21 protein-coding genes are annotated in these 24,622 nt (G+C 48.5%); 6 read left to right on the forward strand and 15 right to left on the reverse strand.

Annotated elements, in window-relative coordinates; genetic code table 11:
- The first annotated feature begins 67 nt into the window (after window positions 1-67).
- On the forward strand, window positions 68-628 hold the full coding sequence (locus tag QLH52_RS03475; RefSeq protein WP_171694736.1) for a Uma2 family endonuclease: 561 nt from the start codon (window positions 68-70) through the stop codon (window positions 626-628).
- Here QLH52_RS03475 and sufD read toward each other — a convergent pair.
- From sufD to QLH52_RS03500, 5 genes are all read right to left on the reverse strand, one after another.
- The gene (gene sufD, locus QLH52_RS03480) at window positions 623-1,912 is read right to left on the reverse strand and encodes a Fe-S cluster assembly protein SufD (protein WP_171694735.1); all 1,290 of its coding nucleotides are present in this window, start codon (window positions 1,910-1,912) and stop codon (window positions 623-625) included. The two genes, QLH52_RS03475 and sufD, sit on opposite strands and share 6 nt — an antisense overlap.
- Window positions 1,909-2,658, reverse strand: coding sequence for a Fe-S cluster assembly ATPase SufC (sufC, locus tag QLH52_RS03485; protein WP_033157389.1), 750 nt, complete (start codon window positions 2,656-2,658; stop codon window positions 1,909-1,911). The genes sufD and sufC overlap by 4 nt, the downstream gene beginning before the upstream one ends.
- A gap of 486 nt (window positions 2,659-3,144) precedes the next feature.
- A complete protein-coding gene (locus QLH52_RS03490; RefSeq protein ID WP_319960542.1) occupies window positions 3,145-3,747 on the reverse strand; it encodes a hypothetical protein in 603 nt (200 codons plus the stop codon).
- A gap of 253 nt (window positions 3,748-4,000) precedes the next feature.
- A complete protein-coding gene (gene sufB / locus QLH52_RS03495; RefSeq protein WP_319960543.1) occupies window positions 4,001-5,449 on the reverse strand; it encodes a Fe-S cluster assembly protein SufB in 1,449 nt (482 codons plus the stop codon).
- A gap of 15 nt (window positions 5,450-5,464) precedes the next feature.
- Complete coding sequence (locus tag QLH52_RS03500) at window positions 5,465-5,914, reverse strand: SUF system Fe-S cluster assembly regulator (protein ID WP_319960544.1); 450 nt, start codon at window positions 5,912-5,914, stop codon at window positions 5,465-5,467.
- Between the two features lie 320 nt (window positions 5,915-6,234).
- Between QLH52_RS03500 and QLH52_RS03505 the strand changes: the two genes are divergently transcribed.
- The 4 genes from QLH52_RS03505 (at window position 6,235) to QLH52_RS03520 (ending at window position 11,480) form a co-directional block, all read left to right on the forward strand.
- Entirely contained in the window at window positions 6,235-6,915 is a 681-nt protein-coding gene (locus QLH52_RS03505) for a polysaccharide deacetylase family protein (protein ID WP_319960545.1), read from the forward strand.
- Window positions 6,916-7,087: 172 nt separating this feature from the next.
- A complete protein-coding gene (locus tag QLH52_RS03510; RefSeq protein WP_319960546.1) occupies window positions 7,088-8,047 on the forward strand; it encodes a glycosyltransferase in 960 nt (319 codons plus the stop codon).
- Between the two features lie 58 nt (window positions 8,048-8,105).
- Window positions 8,106-9,368 (forward strand): putative O-glycosylation ligase, exosortase A system-associated, encoded by a 1,263-nt coding sequence (locus QLH52_RS03515; RefSeq protein WP_051670096.1) that lies wholly within the window; start codon window positions 8,106-8,108, stop codon window positions 9,366-9,368.
- 36 nt (window positions 9,369-9,404) lie between these two features.
- Window positions 9,405-11,480 (forward strand): sulfatase family protein, encoded by a 2,076-nt coding sequence (locus QLH52_RS03520; RefSeq protein ID WP_084153330.1) that lies wholly within the window; start codon window positions 9,405-9,407, stop codon window positions 11,478-11,480.
- A 54-nt stretch (window positions 11,481-11,534) separates the two neighbouring features.
- Here QLH52_RS03520 and QLH52_RS03525 read toward each other — a convergent pair whose 3' ends face one another.
- From QLH52_RS03525 to QLH52_RS03550, 6 genes are all read right to left on the reverse strand, one after another.
- A complete protein-coding gene (locus QLH52_RS03525) occupies window positions 11,535-12,539 on the reverse strand; it encodes an NAD-dependent epimerase (RefSeq protein ID WP_319960547.1) in 1,005 nt (334 codons plus the stop codon).
- A gap of 2 nt (window positions 12,540-12,541) precedes the next feature.
- Window positions 12,542-13,813, reverse strand: a complete 1,272-nt coding sequence (gene tviB / locus QLH52_RS03530; protein ID WP_319960548.1) for a Vi polysaccharide biosynthesis UDP-N-acetylglucosamine C-6 dehydrogenase TviB — start codon at window positions 13,811-13,813, stop codon at window positions 12,542-12,544.
- Window positions 13,814-13,857: 44 nt separating this feature from the next.
- Window positions 13,858-14,463, reverse strand: a complete 606-nt coding sequence (locus QLH52_RS03535) for a TetR/AcrR family transcriptional regulator (RefSeq protein WP_101051582.1) — start codon at window positions 14,461-14,463, stop codon at window positions 13,858-13,860.
- Between the two features lie 63 nt (window positions 14,464-14,526).
- Entirely contained in the window at window positions 14,527-15,087 is a 561-nt protein-coding gene (gene pgsA, locus QLH52_RS03540; protein WP_033157381.1) for a CDP-diacylglycerol--glycerol-3-phosphate 3-phosphatidyltransferase, read from the reverse strand.
- Window positions 15,077-16,906: an excinuclease ABC subunit UvrC gene (gene uvrC / locus QLH52_RS03545; protein WP_319960549.1), complete on the reverse strand. Its 1,830-nt coding sequence runs from the start codon at window positions 16,904-16,906 to the stop codon at window positions 15,077-15,079. The genes pgsA and uvrC overlap by 11 nt, the downstream gene beginning before the upstream one ends.
- A gap of 1 nt (window position 16,907) precedes the next feature.
- On the reverse strand, window positions 16,908-17,555 hold the full coding sequence (locus QLH52_RS03550; protein ID WP_319960550.1) for a uracil-DNA glycosylase: 648 nt from the start codon (window positions 17,553-17,555) through the stop codon (window positions 16,908-16,910).
- Window positions 17,556-17,963: 408 nt separating this feature from the next.
- Between QLH52_RS03550 and QLH52_RS03555 the strand changes: the two genes are divergently transcribed.
- Window positions 17,964-19,031 carry an OmpA family protein gene (locus QLH52_RS03555; protein ID WP_319960551.1) on the forward strand — a complete coding sequence of 356 codons (1,068 nt, stop codon included), beginning with the start codon at window positions 17,964-17,966 and terminating at the stop codon, window positions 19,029-19,031.
- An 86-nt stretch (window positions 19,032-19,117) separates the two neighbouring features.
- Here QLH52_RS03555 and QLH52_RS03560 read toward each other — a convergent pair whose 3' ends face one another.
- From QLH52_RS03560 to rpsO, 4 genes are all read right to left on the reverse strand, one after another.
- Window positions 19,118-20,011, reverse strand: coding sequence for a GNAT family N-acetyltransferase (locus tag QLH52_RS03560; RefSeq protein ID WP_319960552.1), 894 nt, complete (start codon window positions 20,009-20,011; stop codon window positions 19,118-19,120).
- Between the two features lie 188 nt (window positions 20,012-20,199).
- Entirely contained in the window at window positions 20,200-21,852 is a 1,653-nt protein-coding gene (locus QLH52_RS03565; RefSeq protein WP_319960553.1) for an alpha-keto acid decarboxylase family protein, read from the reverse strand.
- Between the two features lie 248 nt (window positions 21,853-22,100).
- Window positions 22,101-24,179, reverse strand: coding sequence for a polyribonucleotide nucleotidyltransferase (pnp, locus tag QLH52_RS03570; RefSeq protein ID WP_319960554.1), 2,079 nt, complete (start codon window positions 24,177-24,179; stop codon window positions 22,101-22,103).
- Between the two features lie 83 nt (window positions 24,180-24,262).
- Window positions 24,263-24,532 (reverse strand): 30S ribosomal protein S15, encoded by a 270-nt coding sequence (gene rpsO, locus QLH52_RS03575; protein WP_171694720.1) that lies wholly within the window; start codon window positions 24,530-24,532, stop codon window positions 24,263-24,265.
- Between the last annotated feature and the right edge of the window lie 90 nt (window positions 24,533-24,622).

The raw sequence follows: 24,622 nt of genomic DNA on the forward strand, positions 1-24,622 counted from the left end.
GTTTAATTGATTTCGTCTGTACTAAACACTAGAATCGAGTAAGTCGATTCGCTAATGGGATAAAACTATGGTCGCCGTCTTTCCGCAAAAACACCTTACTGACATCGCCGAGTGGCACCGCATGGGGGAAGCCGGGATTTTCCCGCCGGAAGCTCGTATGGAACTCATCGAAGGAGAAATCTTACACATGGCGCCGATAGGATTTAATCATGCAGGACATGTTACCCGGTTAACTCGTTACTTCTTCCGTTTGTTGGATGACACCGTTTCGATTCGGTCTCAAAACCCCATCCAACTTGGCGATCTATCCGAACCCGAACCTGATTTAGTTTTGGTAAAGCCGGATACCGACGACTACACAACCCGCCACCCTAGCGCTGCCGACGTCTTGCTACTGGTTGAAGTCTCCGACAGTACCTTACGCTTCGACCGCACCCAAAAACTGCGCCTGTATGCCACCCACGGCATTACCGAATACTGGATCGTCAATCTGGTCGACGAGTGCCTGGAAGTGTATCGGCAACCGCAAGACGGTGACTATTTGGATAAATCGCTACTGACAAAAGCCGATAGTTTCAATCTCGTGGCGTTACCGGCGCTTCAGGTTTCGGTCGCGGCTATCTTATAAGCTGATCGCCGGAAACCGCACCAACAGTTGCTCCAACAGCAAGGCTTTCAACTCGGCGTTGTCGACCTTATCCACCATCTCGTTGGCAAACGCAAAGGTCAGAATGTTACGGGCCGCCTCTTCATCCAAGCCACGCGATTGCAGATAAAACACCGACTTTTCTTCCAACTGCCCTACCGTCACGCCGTGCGAACATTTCACATCGTCGGCATAAATCTCCAACTGCGGCTTGGTGTCCACTTCGGCATCCGCCGATAACAGCAGGTTGCGGTTGTTCATTTCCGAATCGGTACGCTGCGCATCTTCGGCCACGATCACCCGGCCTTGAAATACCCCCCGCGCGCGGTCATCCAACACGCCTTTATAAAACTCCCGGCTAATGCCGTGCGGTTTTAGGTGATTAATTCGAGTGTGGTTATCGATATGCTGGCGCTTGCCGGCCACAAATAGCCCGTTCAATGAACACTCCGCTGCGGTATCCAGATCACTATGAATATCGCTGCGCGCCAAAGCACTTCCCAAGGCAAAATTGTGATGATTGAAGCGACTATCCCGCGCCTGCTTCACATAGGTGCCACCAAAATGCTGAGCCTTTTCCGCTTCAAGCTGCACTTTGTACAGCACCAACCCCGCATTGCTGCCCAACAGACATTCGTTTACCGAGGCGGTGAAATAACTATCGATGCTGCCCACATAGGTTTCGATCACTTCCGCTTCGGCTTGCTCGTTGATCACCAGTAAATTACGGGTCGCCGCCAGCGCATCGGCGTGGGTCACCACGTGCAGAATCTGCAAGGGCTTGTCCAACTGCTGCTTGGCCTCCACTTCGATTACCACGCCGTCGGTAAACCAGGCATTATTGAAGGCCACCAAATTGTGTTCGGCGCTGGTCACAGCTTGACCCAATCGGCTTTCCAGCCATGCCGGGCGGTCTTGCAGGGCTTGTTTAAAACTGGAAACAGACACTTGGCCTGACAAATCTCGCAGCCGAGACAAGGACGCGGAAAATTGGCCATTAACCAACACCACACTGGCGGCATCCTCCAAACGGTATTGGTTCAACCAATCTTCATCGACCAGCTGATTGGCACTGGGTACAAACACGGTTTTATTCAGCGCCGACAGATTGGTATAACGCCACTCTTCCTCGCGATTGCCGGGAAAACCATTGACCGCGAAAGTCTGCAAGGCCTGATTTCTGAAACCTTGCAACCAAGGCAAATCCAGTCCCGGCAAACTCGCCGCCAAGCCGGAATATTCTGCTAAGTACGCCGCGCCGCTCATGCCGCTTGCCCTTCCAGCCAACTGTAACCGCGCTCTTCCAATTCCAGCGCCAGTTCTGGGCCACCGGATTTAACGATCTTACCATCTGCCAATACATGAACCACATCGGGCTTGATGTAATCCAACAAGCGTTGGTAATGGGTAATCATCAAAAACGAACGCTCGGCCGAACGTAGGGAGTTAACGCCCTCGGCGACGATACGCAGCGCGTCGATGTCCAAGCCCGAATCGGTCTCGTCGAGGATGCACAGCTTCGGTTCAAGCACTGCCGCCTGCAAAATCTCATTGCGCTTCTTCTCGCCGCCGGAAAAACCTTCGTTAACCGCGCGGTACAAGAATTTTTCGTCCATCTGCAATAGCTTGACCTTGCTTTTGACGATAGTCAGAAAATCCATTGCGTCCACTTCCGGCAGACCGTGATGCTTGCGCATCGCATTCAGCGCGGCCTTCAACAGATAAATGTTGCTGACGCCGGGGATTTCCACCGGGTATTGAAACGCTAGAAACACGCCTTCGCGGGCGCGGATTTCAGGGGCCATCTCCAGCAAATCTTTGCCGTTGTAGGTCACGCTACCTTCGGTGACTTCGTAACCGGGCTTGCCGGACAATACGTGCGACAAGGTACTTTTACCGGCACCGTTGGGGCCCATGATGGCGTGGACTTCGCCTGGGTTTATGTCCAGGGTTAGGCCTTTTAGTATGGGTTTGTCGTTGATGGTTACGTGGAGATTTTTGATGCTGAGCATACGTTTAGTCACCTAAGTTTTTTAAATATTTCCGAACCTTATCGTTCCTACGCTCCGGCGTGGGAACGCAGCCGTCGACGCTCCAGCGTCACCATTGGCTTGGCTAGGCTTTTAAACCTAGCACTTAAATCTTTGTTTATGTGTCGCTAACGCGACGGGTTGTTTAGAGGTCGGGTCTCGGCCCGACAGCCGAGTAACTTTTCTTTGTTTGGCCAAAGAAAAGTCACCAAAAGAAACGCCACCCGGATGCCGCTTATTCCCTGCGCTCCTCGCTTTTGAACGGGGTCGCCGAAAGGGGCTTCCTGCCACTTCGTCAACGTGCGGCATCCCTGCCGCACCCCTTCGGGCTGATCCGTTCAAAAGCTCCGGTGCTCGGCGCGGCATACGGGAGAAAACCATCCAGTGTAGGGTGGCAATTTTTGCCAACATTGGCTTTCATACCGCAGGCACAAAATCTTGCCCTAAATATGTAACGTTTTTATCCAGCTATTGGATCTTTTCTTTCAAGAATCTTTCTATTTGTCCTTCTAGCTCAATATTTTTATCTGTTAAACTTTTTATTTCGTTTTCAATATTCTCAAGCCTAGCTTGAGGACGGCGACTATTTTTCAATAATTCAACGCCATCCTTTCTATTATCTTCTTGGTTGCTTGACTGTTTATGATCTAACAAGGTTCTTGGTAATACAGATATCTTTCTTTCCAAAAATAAAAGCCTTTCAGACCTGAGCATATCTATTCGCATTAAGTTCGAATTTAGAAGAACCGTTAATGCGGCCAGTTTAATTTGCTGCTTTTGTGCGTCTGTTGATACCTCTAACAAGCTCCTTGTTGCCTCTAACTCCCTTTTTTGTAATTCATAAGTCTTAGATATTAAGTAAAAAGCAAATGCTGCAATTACCGGGTTAAGTATCCCTCCAACGTAATCACCAAACGTTCCCCAAACTTCGTTTCTATCGGATAGTTGATCATTAAAGTTAAAGAAATAGCCTCCAATTACAACAGAAACTATTGAGCAAATAAAAACTACAAACCATTTTGTATTAATGTTGCTTGAATCTGACTTCGTTGATTTATCCAAATTAGTCATAAATAGTTTAAAAATATGGATCCCGGTAATCATGTAAACCGAATAGTCGGTAGGCTGGGTAGAGCAACGCGAAACCCAGCATTAAATCTTTCATTTTGATTCGCTACCGCGAAGCCGATTTAATGTCGGTTGTCGGTCCGCGAACCTACATTAAAACCAGCCGTCGCGTCAGCGACACCTTAATCAGCAATGAAAGCTAGAGCTTTCAAGACCGCGTTCCCAAGCCGGAGCTTGGGAACCAGAAAAACCCTTTTTACCCAACCGCCCCTTCCAAACTAATCCCCAACAACGCCTGCGCCTCAACCGCAAACTCCATCGGCAATTCCTTAAACACTTCCTTACAAAACCCATTCACAATCATTGATACGGCATCTTCCGCAGACAAACCGCGCTGCTGGCAGAAGAACAATTGATCTTCACTGATTTTGGAAGTGGTCGCTTCATGCTCGACCTGGGCAGTCGGTTGTTTTACCTCGACATAGGGAAAGGTATGCGCGCCGCATTTATCACCCACCAATAGTGAATCGCACTGGGTGTGATTGCGAGCGTTTTCGGCGGATTTAGCGACTTTCACCAAGCCGCGATAGGTGTTTTGTGCCCGACCAGCGGAAATCCCTTTCGATACGATGGTGCTGCGGGTGTTTTTACCGATGTGAATCATCTTGGTACCGGTGTCGGCCTGTTGCAGGTTGTTGGTCAAGGCCACCGAGTAAAACTCGCCAACCGAATCGTCGCCCAGCAACACGCAGCTTGGATACTTCCAGGTAATCGCCGAGCCGGTTTCCACTTGGGTCCAGGACACTTTGGAGTTATGCCCGCGGCATTCGGCGCGCTTGGTCACGAAATTGTAGATACCGCCTTTGCCGTCCTTGTCACCCGGATACCAGTTTTGCACGGTGGAGTATTTGATTTGCGCATTGTCCAGTGCCACCAACTCAACCACTGCGGCATGCAACTGGTTTTCGTCGCGCATCGGTGCCGTGCAGCCTTCCAGATAAGAAACGTGCGAACCTTCGTCGGCGATGATCAAGGTCCGTTCGAACTGGCCGGTGTTGGCGGCGTTGATTCTGAAGTAAGTGGACAATTCCATCGGGCAACGTACGCCTTTGGGGATATAAACGAAGGAACCGTCGGTAAATACCGCTGAATTCAAGGCGGCGAAAAAATTGTCGCCGGTCGGCACTACGCTACCGAGATATTGCTTCACCAAATCCGGATGTTCGTGCAGGGCTTCGGAAATCGGGCAGAAAATCACACCGGCGTCTTTCAATTTGCCTTTGAAGGTAGTAGCTACCGACACACTGTCGAATACTGCATCCACTGCAATCCCAGCCAGTCGCTCTTGCTCGTCGAGCGGGATGCCGAGTTTTTTATAAGTATCCAGCAACTCCGGGTCGACTTCGTCTAGGCTTTTAGGACCGGCTTTTTTTGATTTGGGCGCGGAGTAATAGCTGATGGCTTGATAATCGATAGGATCGATCTTGAGTTGCGCCCAGTCTGGCGACGGCATGGTTTGCCAATGCCGAAAGGCTTTCAGGCGATATTCCAGCATGAACTCCGGCTCGTTTTTGACCTGGGACAGCCGGCGAATCACGTCTTCGTCCAAGCCGGGCGGAAAGGTATCGACTTCCAGTTCGGTCACAAAGCCTTGTTTGTATTCCTGGCTAATTAACTGTTCAATTTCTTGGGCGCTAGTAGACATAATCGTTTTCAATAATTAGCGAAACAACTGGTTGACCGGAATGGAAACTTCGTCCGGCTGTTTAAACGGCAAAATCAGATCAGCTAAAGTGACCGACTCGAGCGCGTTGGCTATTTTTTGGTTGATCAAATGCCAGTTGCCTTGTATCCGACAACCGCTGGCTTGATCGCAACCTTTGTGGGAAGCCGTGCACTCGGTCAGCGCAATCGGCCCTTCCAAAGCACTAATCACGGTTGCCACGGTAATTCGGCTCGGCTCTCTAGCCAACGCATAACCGCCCTTGGCACCCCGCATGGAACTCAACACGCCGGCCTTGAGCAATATTTTCAATATTTTGCTAACTGTAGGCTGCGCGATGCCTGTCGCTTCTGCGATCTCCAGGGCACCGTGCACGCGACTCCTGTCTCTGGCCATATAGCTCAAGATAACCGTGGCATAGTCCGTCAACTTACTCAGCCTTAACATTACACTCTCTTTTCATTTAGGACTATTTTAGTCTTATTTAAATCCTGAGTAAATAGCTTGGTTATTAAAAATCTTACTTTCGCATGGACACCGCTTTTTTGGGTTTTCGCGCACTGCGCTATCTGGCTTAGCATCCCGGAGAAACAGCCGGAGATAACTTTTCCCTGAAAATCTTGGTTTTTTGCAATACACTTATTTTTAAGGAACGAAACATAAGCCATTTGATAAAAGCCATGTCCCAAACTCGCAGCCCTATTGTTTTGATGTATCACGGTACGCCCGACGCTCAACCCGAGTCGCATTACTCGATAAGCGCAGACTTGTTTGCCAAGCATTTGCGGTATCTACAGCAAGAAGGTTGGACAACGGTTTTGTTCAGAGACTTGCAAAATGCCCAATCGCTACCTGAAAAAAGTGTGGTCATTACTTTTGATGATGGCTACGAAGACAACTATCCGGGGGCTTTTTTGCCTCTGATGGCGCTTGGGATGAAGGCCACATGGTTTATCGCTACCGATTGCATCGGCGGTCATGCCCATTGGCTAGGCAAACCATCAACTCAGACACGGATGCTAACGGCGGAACGCTTGCTTGAAATGCATGCAGCCGGAATGGAAATTGCCTCGCACACCTGCTCGCATCCAGACCTATCCTTACTCAGCTCCGACCAACAACAATTCGAACTTTCAAAAGCCAAAGCTGTCCTCGAAGATTTATTGTCAACCCAAGTCGGCAGCCTGGCCTATCCCTTTGGCAGATTCAACTCGGATTCAATCACCATAGCCGAACAGACAGGCTATAGTATGGCTTGCACCACCCGCCCCGGCTGGTTCGATAGCGAACCAAACCCTTACCTAGTTAGGCGTATTGCCATATTCTCCGGCGACAGTGCCAGTACACTAGCTCGCAAATTAAGCTTTGCGGACAACGACGTATCGTGGAAAAAAATGACTCGCTACTATGCGAACCGTGTTTGGGATAAACTGCGTCATACGAGTTGATGGCTAATACCAATGCAGCGTTTAGCGTCGCTATGAACCAACAGCGATAAACAGCGCAGAAATTCGTCCCCACCAGAATTCAATACTTTTACGCCGAGCCGAAAACCTAAAACCCTAAGAACATGACTTTGCCCGGCAACTCTTTACCACTCCCTGCATTTAGATATCGAAAATGAGCCTGGAAAAAGCCTCTAAAAAGCTCACATTCGCTTTTTGCACCTACAACCGAGCGGAAAGACTGGAGAACCTGGTCTTTGCCATGCGCGCACAATCTTGTCCGATTCCATTTGAAATTCTTGCTGTCAACAATAACAGTAGCGACGCGACAAGCGAGGTATTGAAACAACTTCAGCAACTACCCGGCCCGACGCTCCGCTGGGTGCACGAGCCCAACCAAGGCATAGTCGCAGCGCGCAACAGAGCCATACAAGAGGCAATCAATTCCGACATTCTGGTGTTTATCGACGACGATGAACTACCTTTAACCGGACTTTTAGAAACCGTTACACACGCATACTTCAGCGAAGGCGCCGAATGTGTTGGCGGACGAATCGATATAGACTTTACGCACCATAAGCGTCCGGAATGGCTTGACGACGAATTGTTGGGATTTCTAGGTGCGCTAGATCACGGCAAACAAGCTTTCTGGATAGAAGACAGCACCACACCGGTTTGGGCCGGCAACATTGCATACGACATGGCGATATTCCGAAACGATCCGGCATTGCGCTTTGATCGCAGGTATGACCGCAAAGGTAAAACCATAGGAGGAGGCGAAGATGTGATGATGTTTAATGTGCTGCTCCAGCAAAAGCGCCGAATACGTTACCGCCCGGACATGGCAATACTTCACGCCGTCGAACCTTGGCGACTCCGGCGGCGCTACTTTTTAGATGTTCATTTTCTGGCCGGCTATCGCGGAGCGATTAATGATTTTCCGGTCTACCATCGCACCTACCTGGGCATACCACCATTCTTAATCTCGCAAATTGTCCGCCAAACTTGGCAATGGCTTGCATTGGCATTTACCGCAAAACATAGCCTGCGCCAGGCAATGAATGTCAGCTACTCTCTCGGACAAATATGTGGCTGTTTTTCACGTTGGAAAAATAAATTATTAATAAATAATTAAATTAAGCTGTCCATTAAAAGCTTAGTTAAATGTATTAAAACCTACTAAATTAAACTCCGTGCGCGACATAGTTGTTCTTATTTTTCTGATATGCTGCATAGTTGCCGCATTAAAAAAACCATGGTGGGGGGTGCTATCATTAGCAATATTCAGCTACTTGAATCCGCACGCCTATGCCTGGGGAGCGGTACGTTCGCTACCGGTATACTATGTGTTATTTTTGGTAGTTGTTGTCAGCACGTTCAACACCAAAGATAAACAGCCCATCCCTAAGGACTGGCGAATTTCAGTTTTTATAACACTTTGGTTCTATTTTATATTTACCACAACCCAATCGCCTTTACAGGATATTGCCTGGGAAAAATTTTTGTTCGTCTCTAAGGTATTTGTGCCATTCTATTTCACATGGGTACTCATCAATACCAGAGAAAAACTCTATTATTTGATTTCCACCATAGGCGCCTCTATCGGCCTTGTTGCAGTTAAAGGTGGTATATTTGCCATCCTAACCGGCTTTGGTCACCGCGTATACGGCCCCCCCAATACGCAATTCGAAGACAACAATTTATTTGCCGTTGCGATGTTGATTGCAGTGCCATTGCTACTAGTATGGGAAAAAGAAGTACGGAAGAGCTGGCTTAAAAAAGGAATATTGCTATCCATTCCTATCATTTATGCCGCTTCATTATCATCATGGTCGCGAGGCGCACTACTTACCATGATCGCTCTGACGTTTACGCTGATCTCAAACAGCAAACGTAAATACTTGATGATACCCCTGGTAATCGGCGGTACATTTTTTGTAATCCCCTATTTGCCTGAAGAATGGTTCGGACGCATGCACACTCTGGAAACCTATGAGGAGGACGCATCCGCCATGTCACGTATCGAAGCATGGACAGATGGCTGGAATCATGCACTAAGCCACCCGTTTACCGGGGCAGGATTCGATGGCTGGATACATGTCACGATGCGGGATTGGCACAGTTCTTACGTAGAAATGCTTGCTGAGCATGGCTTTATTGCATTCGGATTATGGATTTCGCTGATACTGGGTAGCGTTCTTGGCTTAACCCGTTTATCGAGTCAAGCGAAACGAGTAGAAGGCATGGAATGGGTACGCCATTACAGCCTAATGGTCAGAACCTCGATCATTTGCTATATGGTTGGCACCGCTTTCCTCGGTTTATCCTACTGGGATTTGATTTATCATTTAGTATTTATATCGATGTTAATTAAAAAATTCGCATTACAAGAGTTTTCGGAAAAAGCACGCACAAATGAACAGCAGTACAAAAAAAATCGAAATATAATAATTTAGCCACCAATCATACTCATCCAATCGAATAAAATAGAGATGGAAAAAATACTGGTGTCCCTCTACTGCTCATCTGCTGCCGCACTGCTTTTTACTATTACATTAATAATACTTACCTTACACAACTATTCCCGTACCGGACCCGGCATCCAAAAAGAAATAGAAAAAAAATTTGGGTATTATGTGGTTTTCGCCTTAACCAGGTTAGCCGCTTGGTTATTTGTCATATTTTTTCTGACATCCTTACCCGGTTCTATTGCAGCTTATTCACTATCAAAGCTTACTACATTGATAGAATTTAATTTCATCACAGGCTTAAGCTGCTGCTTAATATCAACCACGCTAATTACTACCTACTTTTTTTTACACCAACTCCTGTATACACCTGGCACCATTCAATTATCTTTCCAGTATAGATTTTCCAGATTATTTGTTATATGGAAGATATTATCTCCGAAAATAATAAGTGGCATAAAGTTTTCATTAATTTCATTACTGTCTGTAACATCGGTAATCGCTCTATTTTTAGCTATCGAAGAAAATAATACGCCGCTAGTGCTCTATATAATAGCTTTGGCTGGTTTATATGCTTACATCTATTACGCAACGATAGTTAACGAACCAGCTGTCGTTAAAGCATCGTCTCAAACAAAACCCAATGTGATTATGATAGGTTCTGATACATTGCGCCATGACAGACTAGGCGGCAGCAACTATCACAGAAACCTCACCCCCAACATTGATAAATTAAGCGCGAACGGCTTACGACTCGATAAATGCATAACCCCTGTCGCCAGAACGGCACCAAGTATTGCGTCCCTATTTACCGGATTATGGCCGCATAACCATAAAATTCGCGATAATTATCCATCCTTGGCAGACTGTAAACTACCGCAACCGTCTTTGATCGACATATTAAACGAACACGGTTACTTGACTGCATGCATCTCCGATTGGTGCGGAGCCGATTTCGCAAAATTAAGTTTTAACTTCAAGGAAATCTCGGTCGCTGAAGATCAATGGAATATCAAACTACTACTAAGACAAGGGCCGTCTTTAATCCGAAACGTATTATCGCTTTTCACCAATAACGCATTAGGAAAACGCTTCTTACCCGAGTTCTATTATCTGGCCGGCGTACCCTTGATCCGAAGCTTAAGTCGCGAATGCCGCCAATTAATTGCCCATTCGGCGAAAAACTCGCAGCCTTTTTTTATTAATTTGTTCACTTCGGCCACGCACGTCCCTTTCAATTCGGAGTATCCCTATTACAACTTATTTACCCCAAAAGACTATAAAGGTGAGTCACGGTTTATTATGACCAGACTCGCCTCGGCGGAAGAAATTATCAAAAAACAGGAAAAAACCTCGGAGTTTTTCGACATCCCGCAAATTATTAATTTATATGACAGCTGCGTCAAACAATTCGACGATGAAGTGGGGAAAATAATAGACTATATTGAAAAGTCGGATTTATCCGATAATACCATCGTCATCATATATAGCGATCATGGTGCGGATTTTTTTGAAACGGGATGCTGGGGCCAGGGCAATACCTTGGTAGGAAACGACCCCAGCGGCAGAATTCCATTGGTGATGAAAGGCCCAGGAGTGCCTGGTGGCGTAAACTTTAAGCCGACCACCCGCTCCATTGACGTCATGCCAACTTTGTTAGATTTGTTGAATATACCTATTCCAACAACGCTCGACGGTGTTAATTTGATTCCTTATGTGAAAGCACAGACATCGCCGGAGCTTTTTGCTTTTCAAGAAACAGGGATTTGGCTAGGAAAGATACCTGGCTTACATCCTGAACAAATTTTATATCCCAATATTGTTGAATTACTGGATATTCCTGATAAAAAATCCGGCACACTGGTAGTCAACGAAAAACATTATCCCACGGTTATCCGCGCGAAAAGCCGTTCCGTACAGAATGAAAAGTGGAAACTAATATATATAGCGACTTATACAAAACCTGTGTATCAGCTATACGACTTAGAAAACGATCCATATCGGGATGTAATAGAGTCTCATCCCGATATATTTGCGGAGCTTAAAAAGCTATTGGATAGCCACATCGAGAGTGACCCTTTGTTTGAATCTGCTAATTAAAATACAAAGCTGTTGCACAGTTTAAAACTGCGCAATCGGGGTATCAAAAATTATTCACTGATAATACTGAAGATACCAAGCAACAAACCGTTCAATCCCCTGCTCGATAGTCGTGTTTGGTTTATAACCAACATCCGCTACCAAGGCCTCTACATCGGCGAACGTATCCGGGACATCACCAGGCTGCAACGGCAATAAATTTTTCTCGGCAGTTTTACCGAGAAAACGTTCCAAGGTTTCGATATAAGACATCAGTTCTACCGGATTCTGGTTACCAATGTTATAAACCCGCCAAGGCGCTCTACTGGTGCCTGGGTCGGGTTTTTCGCCACTCCAGCCCGGATTCGGCGAAGCGTTATGATCCATGGTCCGAATCACGCCCTCAACGATGTCGTCTATATAAGTGAAATCGCGGCGGTGCTTACCGTAGTTGAATACATTGATTTTCTCGCCATTCAAAATCGCTTTGGTAAATAAAAACAACGCCATGTCTGGGCGACCCCACGGCCCATACACAGTAAAAAAGCGCAAACCTGTGGTAGGCAATTGATACAAGTTGCTGTAGGTGTGCGCCATCAGCTCATTGGCTTTTTTTGACGCGGCGTACAAGCTCAAGGGATGATCGACATTGTCATGCACGGAGAACGGCATGGATTCGTTGGCACCGTAAACCGAACTGCTTGAGGCATATACCAAGTGCTCCACCTGATTATGCCGGCAACCCTCCAAGATATTGATGAAACCGACAATATTACTATCGATATAGGCATGCGGATTCTCGATGGAATAGCGCACACCGGCCTGAGCCGCCAGATTAACCACTTTTTGCGGCTGGTGCTTTTTGAATAGTGCATCCATACCGGCTCTATCGGCAATATCCAGCCTGACATCGGTATAGCCGGCAAAATCCTTGATCCGATCCAAGCGACTCAATTTCAGGTTAACATCGTAATAGTCGTTGAGATTATCGACACCAATAACTTCGTCACCACGCTCCAACAATCTGAGCGCCAAATGATTGCCTATAAAACCGGCCGTGCCGGTCACCATAATCTTCATTCTTAAAGCCTTGCGTCTGTTTGATCCGTAGGAAACAAGTATTTCAGGTCATACACAATGGCTTGCGGCGTACCTAAAGCTCTGACGTCTGAAATCGCCATTTTTCTGAACTCGTCATGGGCCACAGCCAGAATAATCGCGTCGTATTTTCCTGCTACCGGTTTATCGACCGGCGTTATACCGTATTCGTGTTTCGCTTCCGCTGCATTAACCCAGGGGTCGTAGACCTCGACATTGACGCCATAAGTCTTCAATTCGGCAATGATGTCTACCACCCGAGTGTTACGAATGTCCGGACAGTTTTCTTTAAAGGTCAAGCCCATGATCAACACATTAGCTTCCTGGACATGCACACGCTTCTTCAGCATCAACTTTACCAATTGCGACACAACATATACACCCATGCCATCGTTGATTCGACGGCCAGAGAGTATCACTTCCGGGTTGTAGCCTATCGCTTGAGCTTTATGGGTTAAGTAGTAGGGATCCACACCGATACAGTGTCCACCCACCAAACCTGGGCGAAACGGCAGGAAATTCCATTTAGTTCCCGCTGCCAGCAATACTTCTTCAGTATCTATTCCGAGTTTGTTAAAGATCAAAGCCAATTCGTTGATTAAAGCGATGTTGACGTCGCGCTGAGTATTTTCAATGACTTTAGCAGCCTCGGCGACTTTGATGCTGCTGGCTTTGTGCGTGCCCGCAGTAATGATGCTTTTATATAAAGCATCTACTTTTTCGGCTATTTCAGGCGTAGAGCCCGAAGTAACCTTCAGAATATTGGTGACACGGTGTTGTTTATCGCCGGGATTAATGCGCTCAGGGCTATAACCGACATAAAAATCCCGGTTAAACGTTAAACCCGACACTTTCTCCAGAATCGGTACGCACACCTCTTCGGTTGCGCCGGGGTAAACAGTGGATTCGTAAATGACGATATCGCCGGACTTTATTACCTTACCCAACAAATCGCTGGCTTTTTGCAGCGGCGTCAAATCAGGTTGTTTATGTTCGTTGATTGGCGTGGGGACTGTGACTATATAAACCGAACAATCGGCTATATCTTGTAAATCTGCGCTGTAAGTCAGTAACTTGGCGTCGGCGAGTTCTTCTTCACTAACCTCCAGAGTATGGTCGCGACCTGCGCGTAATTCCTGAATTCGATGCTGGTTAATATCGAAACCTACGGTTTGATATTTTCGTCCAAACTCGACAGCTAGCGGCAACCCCACGTAACCAAGCCCAATCATACCGATTTTAATGTTATCTAACATCTAGTAAATCCTCCTCCGCCCGCTCTGAGTTTTAATGACTTGAATTACTTTTTAACTATACAGCCCCACGCCGTCAGCCAAGCTTGTGCCTGATAGCTTTCCGCCGTTTTCGGCAAGTTGCCGCTCAACACCATCGCCAAGGTATGATTGATAATGCCGAAGAAATAAGTGTAGGCCAATAAGGGATCCAGTGCCTTCATCTCGCCGTCTTTGACGCCATTCTGAAAAATCCGTTTTATTTTAATAAACGCGGGCGTTTCCAGCAGGGGCTTAGGTTCCGCCAAAAACTCTTCGCTTTTAACAAATAACAAGAACTCAACGATTTCCGGAGCGTCATCGGTTAATTTGAAGAGTAAATCGACTATTTCCCGCAATTGTTCGGCAGCTTTGCGATTACGGCGGCGAATATCATCAATCGATATGCTCAGGCTATCCAGAATATTTTCGTACAAGGTTTGCGCGATGGCTTGCTTGGTTTTGAAATACTGACTAATGCCGGTACTGGTTGTTATACCCGCCGCATCTTTAATATCGGTTAATGAGGTATTGAAATATCCCTTCTTGGCAAACAGCTTTAAAGCAGCCTGCAACACTTCGTCCTGACTGATGGTTTTATTCGGTTTATTTTCTAATTCTAATTCTTGTTCCATGCTCTTATATACAGCTTTACCTGCTGTTTACTCTCTGTTGTGGCAGTATCGATACTGCTTTTATTATTCGTTGATGGTGGAGAACGCCGCGACAAGGTAATTAACCATAGACCATAAGGTTAAAATCGCAGACAAGTATAACAACCAGTAACCCATGGTATTGATAGGCAGGCCTAATAAATCATCCCTATAAAGCAACAAACTCACTGCCGTCATTTGCGCAGTGGTTTTCCATTTTCCCAATTGCGAAACCTTGACCTTGGCACGCTGACCAATCTCAGCCATCCATTCTCTAAGCGACGCAATCGCAATTTCCCTACCGATAATGATAGCCGCCGGCACCGCGAGATAAGGATTGCCTTGAGCCTGCACCACCAATACCAGAACAAACGCCACCATCAATTTATCGGCCACCGGATCCAGGAATGCACCAAAAGCGGTTTGCATATTCATTTTTCTGGCCAGATAACCGTCAAGCCAATCGGTGAAACCGGCAACCAGAAAAATTGCGGTACAGGCCAGATTGGAATATTGCCACGGCAAATAAAACACGATGGCCAACAAGGGAATCAGGGCGATCCGCAACAGGGTTAGGTAGGTCGGTATGGTAAATCTAATGGCCATCTTGATGGTGAAAAGTATCGTAAATTCGCTGCGCTAATTGTCGGCTAATGCCATCTATACTGGCTAAAGCATCCACACCCGCACTGGATACACCCTGTAACCCGCCAAACTGCTTCAGCAAAACCTGTCGTCTTTTCGGCCCCAGTCCGGCAATATCTTCCAGTACCGATTGTTTGTTAACCTTACCGCGTCGCTGCCTGTGCCCCGTTATCGCGAAACGATGTGCTTCATCGCGAATCTGTTGAATCAATAACAAGGCGGAAGCGCCCGGTGTCACGTCCAAAGGTTGCTTATTACCGACCAGAATGATTTTCTCCATTCCCGCTTTGCGATCAGGACCTTTAGCAACACCGACTATCATAACATCGTTTATCTCCAATTCAGCCAAAGCCTTTTCCGCCTCAGCGACTTGGCCTTTGCCGCCGTCTATTAAAAGGATGTCCGGCGCCGGATGCTCGCCATTCTTCAAGCGACTGAAGCGTCTAAAAACCGCCTGATGAATCGCCGCATAGTCATCGCCGGCATTAATTCCATCGATATTAAAACGTCGATAGTCGGATTTCACCGGCCCTTCTCTGTCAAACACCACGCAAGACGCCACGGTCTGTTCCCCTTGGGTATGACTAATATCAAAACACTCCAGACGAGTGGGGGTGATATCGCAGCCCAATTCCTGCTGCAAACTGAAAAAGCGCCCTTGCAAACCCTGTCGATCAGCCAGCCTAGCGTTAAGCGCACTGTCGGCATTGGTGATAGCCATTTGCAACCACTTCATCCGTTCGCCGCGCACATTATTGGCAATCGCTACCGCATGTTTAGCCTGTTCGGCCAATACTTCGGCCACCAAAGCCGATTCCGGCAAGGCATGACTGACGATCAATTCGTGAGGTACGGTTTTGTCCAAATAATATTGGGCGATGAAAGCCTGCAAGATTTCCTCAGGCTGATTTTCATCGCCGACTTTCGGAAAAAACTGCCGGTTGCCCAAATGCTGACCATTCCGGATAAAAAATACCTGCACACAAGCCGCGCCATTTTTAGCCGCGCAAGCCAAAATATCCACATCGCCTTTTTCCCCTTCCACACAATGTTTTTCCAATACAGCGCGCAAGCGGGCGATTTGATCACGATAGGCGGCGGCTTGCTCGAACTCCAATTGCGCGGCCGCGGCTTCCATCTTCACTACCAACCGATCAATTAGTAAGCCGCCCTGCCCCTCCAAAAACAAAATGGTATTTTCGACATCGTTGGCATATTGCTCCTTGATGACCAAGCCCACGCAAGGCGCGGTACAGCGCTCAATCTGATGCTGCAGGCAAGGTCGAGAGCGAGCACTGTAATAGGAATCTTCGCATTGCCGCACCGGGAAAATTTTTTGCAATAACTTCAAGGTTTCCTTCACCGCACTGGCGCTCGGATACGGGCCGAAATACTTGCCCCGCCGCTTCTTGGCGCCGCGATGAAAAGTTAGCTGCGGAAAATCGTGGAAACTGGAGATAAACACATAAGGGTAGGACTTATCGTCGCGCAAACTGATGTTATAGCGCGGCTTGTGGCGTTTGATCAGCTGACTTTCCAGTAGCAGGGCCTCGCCCTCCGTGTGGGTCACGGTCACTTCTATCCCGGCAACCTTGGCTACCATGGCCTGCTGTTTGGGCGAAGCATTTTGAGTTCTGAAATAGCTGGAAACCCGATTTTTCAGATTCTTGGCTTTGCCTATGTAGATGATCTCGCCCTTCTCGTCCAACATCTTGTAAATGCCGGGACGCTGAGTTAGCGTCTTCAAAAAGGCTTTGGCGTCAAATTCGCCCGGTTGCATTTCAGTCACCGGCAGATAGCAAGTTTTGAATGCTTACAAACACCGCCGCCAGCATCTCCATGCTCAGGCGCTTGGTCTGCACGTTATAGCGACTGCAATGGTAAGAACTGACCAGCGTGTTGCCGTCCGGCAATTCAAAGCTGACATGATGAGCAAACTTAGCCGCACTACTCTTCAAGCCGTATGCTCGCAATACCGCCTGATGGGCGATATTACCCAAAGCCAAAATCACCGAATGTTTCGGTAGAGTTTTAATTTCGGCCGCCAGATAAGGATTGCATTGTTTAATTTCATCGCCGGTGGGTTTGTTTTGCGGCGGCAAACATTTCACGGCGTTGGTAATCCGACAATTGCTCAGCTGCAAACCATCGGCCAAACTCGTCGATGCTAATTGATTGCTATAACCAAAATCATACAAAGCCTGATACAGCAACAGACCGGCATAGTCGCCGGTAAACGGTCTGCCGGTGGCATTCGCGCCGTGCATGCCAGGCGCCAGACCAACGACTAGCAAGTGCGCTTGCGGATCGCCGAACGGTGACACCGGCAAGGCGTGATAAGCAGGATATTTCGCCTTCACTTCACAGAGAAATTCGCTTAACCGCGGGCATGCTCGGCAGTCTTGCTTGAAATAGGATGAATAAGTCATAAAACGATAAACACTCAAATTGGCGGAATTTTACCTGAGCCCCAGATTTCTTGCGTCGCTCGCTTTGCTTATTAACTTGTGTATCTACAACATCCTTACTTCCGTCTTCGCCGGAATAACCTTATCCGGAGAGAATAAGCGACTGCTTGACCGCAAGCGGTCCTAGCCCGGACTTTCCAAATTACCATAACCCAAGCCCGGAAACAGCCGACTGGAATACCGCAAATACTGGCACCGGATAAACCTAAACGTTTGCTAATAGCCAAAATTGTGGTATTTTTACAACATGCTTAGCAGAATCTGCAATTCCCTTTGATTTTTAAAGCCTATTTTTCTAACCATGGCTTTATTACTCCCTCTCAAAAGCAACGAATTATCTATTTTTTACAAATAACAAAAGGAGTCTTTATGTTGAAGAAAAGTTTACTGGCAATCGCCATGATGGCGGCGCTCGGTTCCGTGTCGACGGCACAAGCCGACGAGTTCCTTGACGACAGATGGTACGCGGCGCCCTTCGGCACTTTCGTGCAACCGGGCGGTGATCGTAATGCGCATAGCGGTTGGGGCGGCGGTTTGGGCCTGGGTAAGATCATCAACGAACATCTGAACATTGAGATCAGAGGTTTGTACCAAAACCTGGAAGGTGCTAAAAGCAATGGCAACTGGGATTTGACCGGCGGTACTGTCGACGCGCAGTATTATTTGTTTAGAGATAAATTCTCGCCTTATGCAGTAATCGGCGTGGGTGGCATCAATAGCACCCACAATGGCGACAGCGGCGCGGGCTTCATCGGCGAAGCGGGTGCGGGTTTTACTTATGAATTGCATGACAACTTCCTGATTCGCAGCGACGTCCGTTATCGTTACAACAACAACTTCAACGCCAAATTACAACCCGGCACTGAAGAGTTTCACGACATGACGGTTAATCTGGGTTTCGTGGTCCCGTTCGGCGAAAAACCTAAAGCAGTTGTCGCAAAAGCCGAACCAACCCCGCCGCCCACTCCAGTACCGGCTCCAGCGAAACTGGATTGCTCAAAAATGGATGACGACAAAGACGGCGTAAATAACTGCGTTGATAAATGTCCGACTACATTACCGGGCGTTGAAGTCAGCATTTACGGCTGCTGGATCGTTGATGTGAAATTCGATAACGACAAAGACGTGATCAAACCGCAGTATTTCCCAAAACTGGATAAAGTCGTTGACCGCATCAAACAGTATCCTGACATGGCGTTTGAAGTTCAAGGCCATACCAGCAATACCGGTTCGTACAAACACAACCTGGACTTGTCGGAGCGCCGGGCATTGGCGGTTAAGAAATACCTGACCAAAGGCAGCCACTCTGCCAATATCACTTCACACGGTTATAGCTGGGATAGGCCTATCGATACTAACGAAACCGAAGAAGGCCGCGCCAATAACCGCCGAGTACAGTTGGAAGTGGATGGTAAAGCCCAACAGACATTGAAATAATCAGCGAACCTGGTTAAGTCAATTGATTCAGCACAAAAACCCGCCGTTAGGCGGGTTTTTTATATGCGCACGAGGAAGATCAAAAATTACAAACTCAATGCCCTAAATTCCGCACAAGCACTTGAACGCTGCCAGACCCGCTCAAACTCTTCGCGCAATGGCCGATGACGTGCCGGCAAATTAGGACTCCAATGCCCATCGTAGCGATTACCCAGCAAGCGAAATAAATAGCCGTCGCTATCGTTGATGATAAAAGCAGAAGGATATTGCAAATCTTCAGCTTCATCGGGCACACGAATCAAAAAATATGACGGTAAGCGCTGAGCTAATTCCACGATAGGATGAACCTGATGACGCAGGCTGGCTGGTTCCTGAACGATAATCTGCACACTGGCGTTACGATTGCCGAGAGTAAATTGTTTCAGAGCCTCGACAAGGTCTTTTTGTCCATATAAAACAAAGTCCAGATCCCGGCTGTAGATACAAATCTGCCGACGAGCCTCCATCACCAATTGCCGGGTAGCGGTTAAGATCGATTCAACTGTCTCCAGCCTGGCAGCTTCAACAGAAACCTCTCGAACCTGAGGTGCTGATCGCACCGTTTGCTCAAGCGGCTGCAATATAAGCCTGATAGCCTGATGCGGAATGCCGGCTTCAGCAAACCCTTCACCTTCCGCGACAAAACCGAATTTTTGGTAGAACCTCAATGCGCTAAGTTGCGCGTTGGCGGTAATAGTAGTCAGCCCCAAGTTACGCGCTTTGTCGATTGCTGCACGCAACAAAGATTCACCAACACCTTGTCCGCGCCATTCGAGTAGAACCGCCATTCGTCCAAGCTTGCCCTCCGGCGAAAGTCGACACGTAGCGATTGGCCGATAATCCGCATCCCGCACTAAAAAATGATGGCATTCCGCATCAAGTTTGTCGAACTCCACTTCTAACGGTATTTGCTGTTCGACAACGAACACCAAATTTCGCACATAACATATGTCCTCAAAATCAACGGCGTAGCTGGCTGGCTCGAGATAACAGTTGGCAATTTGCATAGCGCGACGGATGAGTAGTAAGTGAGTGAATCAGTTTAGATGCACTCTGCTGAAAATTCGACGCGGCAAGCCGATTGTATTACCTACCGGCGGATCGGATGGCAGAGAACACAAGCCTCGCTTCAAACCTCTCTTTTGATCTTCGATTGCAAATGCTCGGCAAGACGCTTCATCGCTTCCGACGAATCGTTGGCTGCCAGATGGACATTAATGATACTGGGCATGCTTTGGTTATTCAGGGCATTGAACAGAGCCTCTTCAAATTCAGCTTCCGTTCGCGCATCGTAGCCGGCTAAAGGCCCAAATAGCTCTCCCAAACGATCAAAACGCCATGGATTAATATCGTTGAATGGACCTTCAAGAATACAACGCTCCGTACTGTAACCGTCGTTGTTAAATACCACTACGATAGGATTCAATCCCAAGCGGGCATGAGTCGACAGCTCGGTGCCGGTCATTTGAAACGCCCCATCGCCGACTAAAATCAATGCCCGCCGATCTGGACGCGCGATTTGCGCCCCTAACGCAGCCGGCACAGCAAAACCCATCGTGGTGTAAAAAGCCGACGCCAAAAATTCGCTTTGCTCGTGGACGCGCAAATCAATAGCTGCGAACAGGCAATCGCCGACATCACACACCACGATCATGTCGTTACTTAACGCACTATTCAGCCGCTCGACGAGTCTGGCAGTGGTGATTGGCCGGTCCGATTCCGGAAAAGCATGGTTTTTTAACGGTTCCGGAATGGATACGCAACTGGTTCCGGAGGTATTAACCGAGCCGGCTAAAGCCCCGAGAAAGTCTTCCAAGGCAATGCCTGGATAACGATGCGCGCTGATTACCACTTCGTTCAATGCCGCGCGAATGGTTGAATGGGAATTGAGTTTTGCCGTGTAGATACCGGTATCGATCTCGTTCAAGGTTACACCCAACATCAACAGCAAATCTGACTTTTCGACTCTATCACGCACGGCCTCCGAACTCATCGCGCCTTCGTAAATCCCCAGATAAGCCGGATGCCGTTCGGACATCACCGATTTACCGGTTAGCGTGGCGACCACGGGCAAACCGGTACGCTCCACGAAATCCGCCAAAGCGCTTTGCAGCCCGCGTCGATGCAATTCAACACCCGCCACGATCATCGGCGACTTCGCTTTGGATAATAACGCCATGGTTTCGGCAAGCGCTTCGGATAGAGCAGTTTGGTCACTGGTAAACTGTTCTACTGACTCAGTCGGCATGGGATAGCCTTCCGCCATTACCAAGTCGCGGGGAAGCTCGATGTATACCGGCTTGCAAAAACGGCGCGCGGCTTCGATAGCATGGTCGATTTGCCGAAAGGCGATCACCGGGTCGTTTAGCACCACCGACGCGCAGCTAATCCGTTCGAAAATTTCCCGCTGAAAAGTAAACGGCCCAAATCGATGGTGAATCAACGGATCGTCTTTCTGCTCGCCAACGCCGGGCGCGCCACTGATCAGTACCACCGGCGAGGATTCTGCATAAGCGCCGGCAATCGCATTCACTGTGTTTAAGGCACCAACGCCGTATGTCACCGCCAACGCGCCCATGCCCGCGCAACGCGCATAACCGTCGGCCGCGAAGGCTGCGGAATCTTCTCGGGTGGTGCCGATATGCCGAACCTGACTTTTTATCATCAGATCATAAAACCCCAACACATAGTCGCCAGGCACGCCAAAGATGTCTTTTACACCGGCTTGATATAGGCGCTTGAGGAGGTATTGTCCAATCGTATCGAATTTGGCAGTGCTCATAGCGCTTTGTGACCTCCGAATAGAATTAAACTGTGAGCACTGATTCGTAAAAGACCCATATTGCTCAACCGTTTTAACAGGACGATTAAGAGTCAATACTGCTGAGCCCCGCCTAAAAAGTCAACAGACATTCGTAGTCCCCGGTAATTACGATTCAAAAGCATCACAAGCGCGGCAACATAAGATTCTGAGTTTCAGCCACAAAAAAAGGGCCTTGCGGCCCTTTTCGTTGCAGAGTCGAACCGAACTTATTCGCTATCGACTTCTTTCATGCTCAAGCGTACGCGGCCTTGACGGTCGATTTCCAGTACTTTGACTTTAACGACATCGCCTTCCGACAGTTTGTCGCTGACTTTTTCCACACGTTCGTCGGAGATTTGCGAAATATGCACCAAACCGTCCTTGCCCGGCAGAATGGTCACGAACGCACCAAAGTCCATCAAACGCACCACTTTGCCTTCGTAGGTTTTGCCCACTTCGACTTCGGCGGTGATTTCTTCGATCATGCGTCTGGCTTCTTCGCCCGCGGCTCTGTCGACAGAGGCTACGTTGACCACGCCGTCGTCGGTCAAATCGATGCTGGCGCCAGTGGCTTCGGTAATGGCGCGAATAGTCACGCCGCCTTTACCGATGACTTCGCGGATTTTAGCCGGATCGATTTTGAAGGTGATAATGCGCGGCGCAAAGTCGGACATTTCGGAACGGGTGCTGGCCAGAGCTTTGTTCATCTCACCCAAAATGTGCAGACGGCCTTGTTTGGCTTGTTCCAGCGCCACTTTCATGATTTCGGCGGTGATACCGTCGATCTTGATGTCCATTTGCAGCGCGGTGACGCCGTTTTCGGAACCGGCCACTTTAAAGTCCATATCGCCTAAGTGATCTTCGTCGCCCAGGATGTCGGACAATACTGCAAATTGATCGCCTTCCTTGATCAAACCCATCGCAATACCGGCAACGGGCGCCTTGATCGGCACGCCGGCGTCCATCAAAGCCAAGCTGCTACCGCAGACAGAGGCCATGGAACTGGAGCCGTTGGATTCGGTGATTTCCGATACGACGCGCAGGACGTAAGGGAACTCGCCCATGTTTGGCAATACCGATTGCACGCCGCGCTTGGCCAGACGACCGTGGCCGATTTCACGGCGCTTCGGCGAGCCGGTACGGCCGGTTTCGCCAACGCTGAACGGTGGGAAGTTGTAATGGAACAGGAAAGTATCTTTATATTCGCCGGCCAGCGCATCGATGATTTGCGCATCGCGCTCGGTGCCCAAAGTCGCGACGACCAAGGCTTGGGTTTCGCCGCGAGTGAACAACGCCGAACCGTGGGTTCTGGGTAGCACGCCGGTACGGATCGTGATTGGCCGAACAGTGGTCAGGTCGCGGCCGTCGATACGTTTGCGGTCGTTCAGAATCGCACCACGCACAACATTGTATTCCAAGGTTTCGATGACGTTGCGGATGTCTTTTTCGTCGTAGAGACCTTCGGCGGTGAGTTTTTCGACCACGGCACCACGGATTGCGCTTAGGGCATCCTGTCTAGCCAGTTTCTCGGGGATTTGATAGGCCGATTTGATTTGCGCTTCGGCTTCAGCGGCAACAGCGGCTTTCAATGCTTCGTTATCCGCAGGTGCTGTCCAGGTTATTGCCGGTGCAGCTGCTTCTGCAGCAAATTCATTGATCGCATTGATCGCAACCTGCATTTGCTCGTGGCCGAACAATACCGCGCCCAGCATCACGTCTTCCGGTAGCACATCCGCCTCCGACTCTACCATCAATACGGCTTTGGAGGTACCGGCAACCATCAGGCGCAAACGCGACTCCTTCAGTTGCGGCAACGTGGGGTTCAGCACATATTGGCCATCGATATAGCCGATAGTTGCGGCGCCCAGCGGGCCATTAAACGGCAAACCGGACACCGCCAGCGCAGCGGACGCACCAATGATGGCCGGCGCTTCGGTATCGATTTCCGGATTCAAGGACAGCACGGTGGCAATGATTTGGACTTCGTTGGTAAAGCCTTCGGGAAACAACGGACGGATCGGACGATCGATCAGGCGCGAGATCAGCGTTTCGTTTTCGCTTGGGCGGCCTTCGCGTTTGAAAAAGCCGCCAGGAATTTTACCCGCGGCAAAGGCTTTTTCCTGATAATCCACCGTCAGCGGGAAAAAGTCGCCACCGCTGCTTTCTTTTTTGCCGACCACGGTCACCAACAGAGTGGTACCTTCGACATCAATGATTACCGCGCCGTTGGCTTGGCGGGCAATTTCGCCGGTTTCTAAGGTGACGAGACGATCGCCGTACTGAAATTGTTTCCTGATAGGATTCACTATAAGGTTCCTTTGTTTAAAGGTTATGCTAAAAATTTGCCTTAAAGCAGAAACGGCGCCCGATGCGCCGTTTCCAGTTTGTGCTACTTACGAATGCCCAAACGTTCGATCAACGAACGATAACGAGCCACATCTGTGTCTTTCAGGTAATCCAGCAATTTACGGCGTTGGTTTACCATGCGCAGCAAGCCGCGGCGCGAGTGGTTGTCTTTTTTATGGGTCGCAAAATGCGGAGTCAGTTGGTTAATGTTGGCGGTCAACAAAGCAACTTGGACTTCGGTTGAACCTGTATCCGTATCCGACAAACGGTATTCTTCAACAATGGCTTTTTTTTGTTCTGCGGTTAATGACATTCTTAATCCCTATCGATTAATTTTGATTGAATAAAGGCCATCGTTTGATGACCGTGTAGCCGCTATCTCCACAATAGGGTGTAGAAACTT

Source organism: Methylomonas defluvii (assembly GCF_033949435.1).
GTDB classification, from domain to species: domain Bacteria; phylum Pseudomonadota; class Gammaproteobacteria; order Methylococcales; family Methylomonadaceae; genus Methylomonas; species Methylomonas defluvii.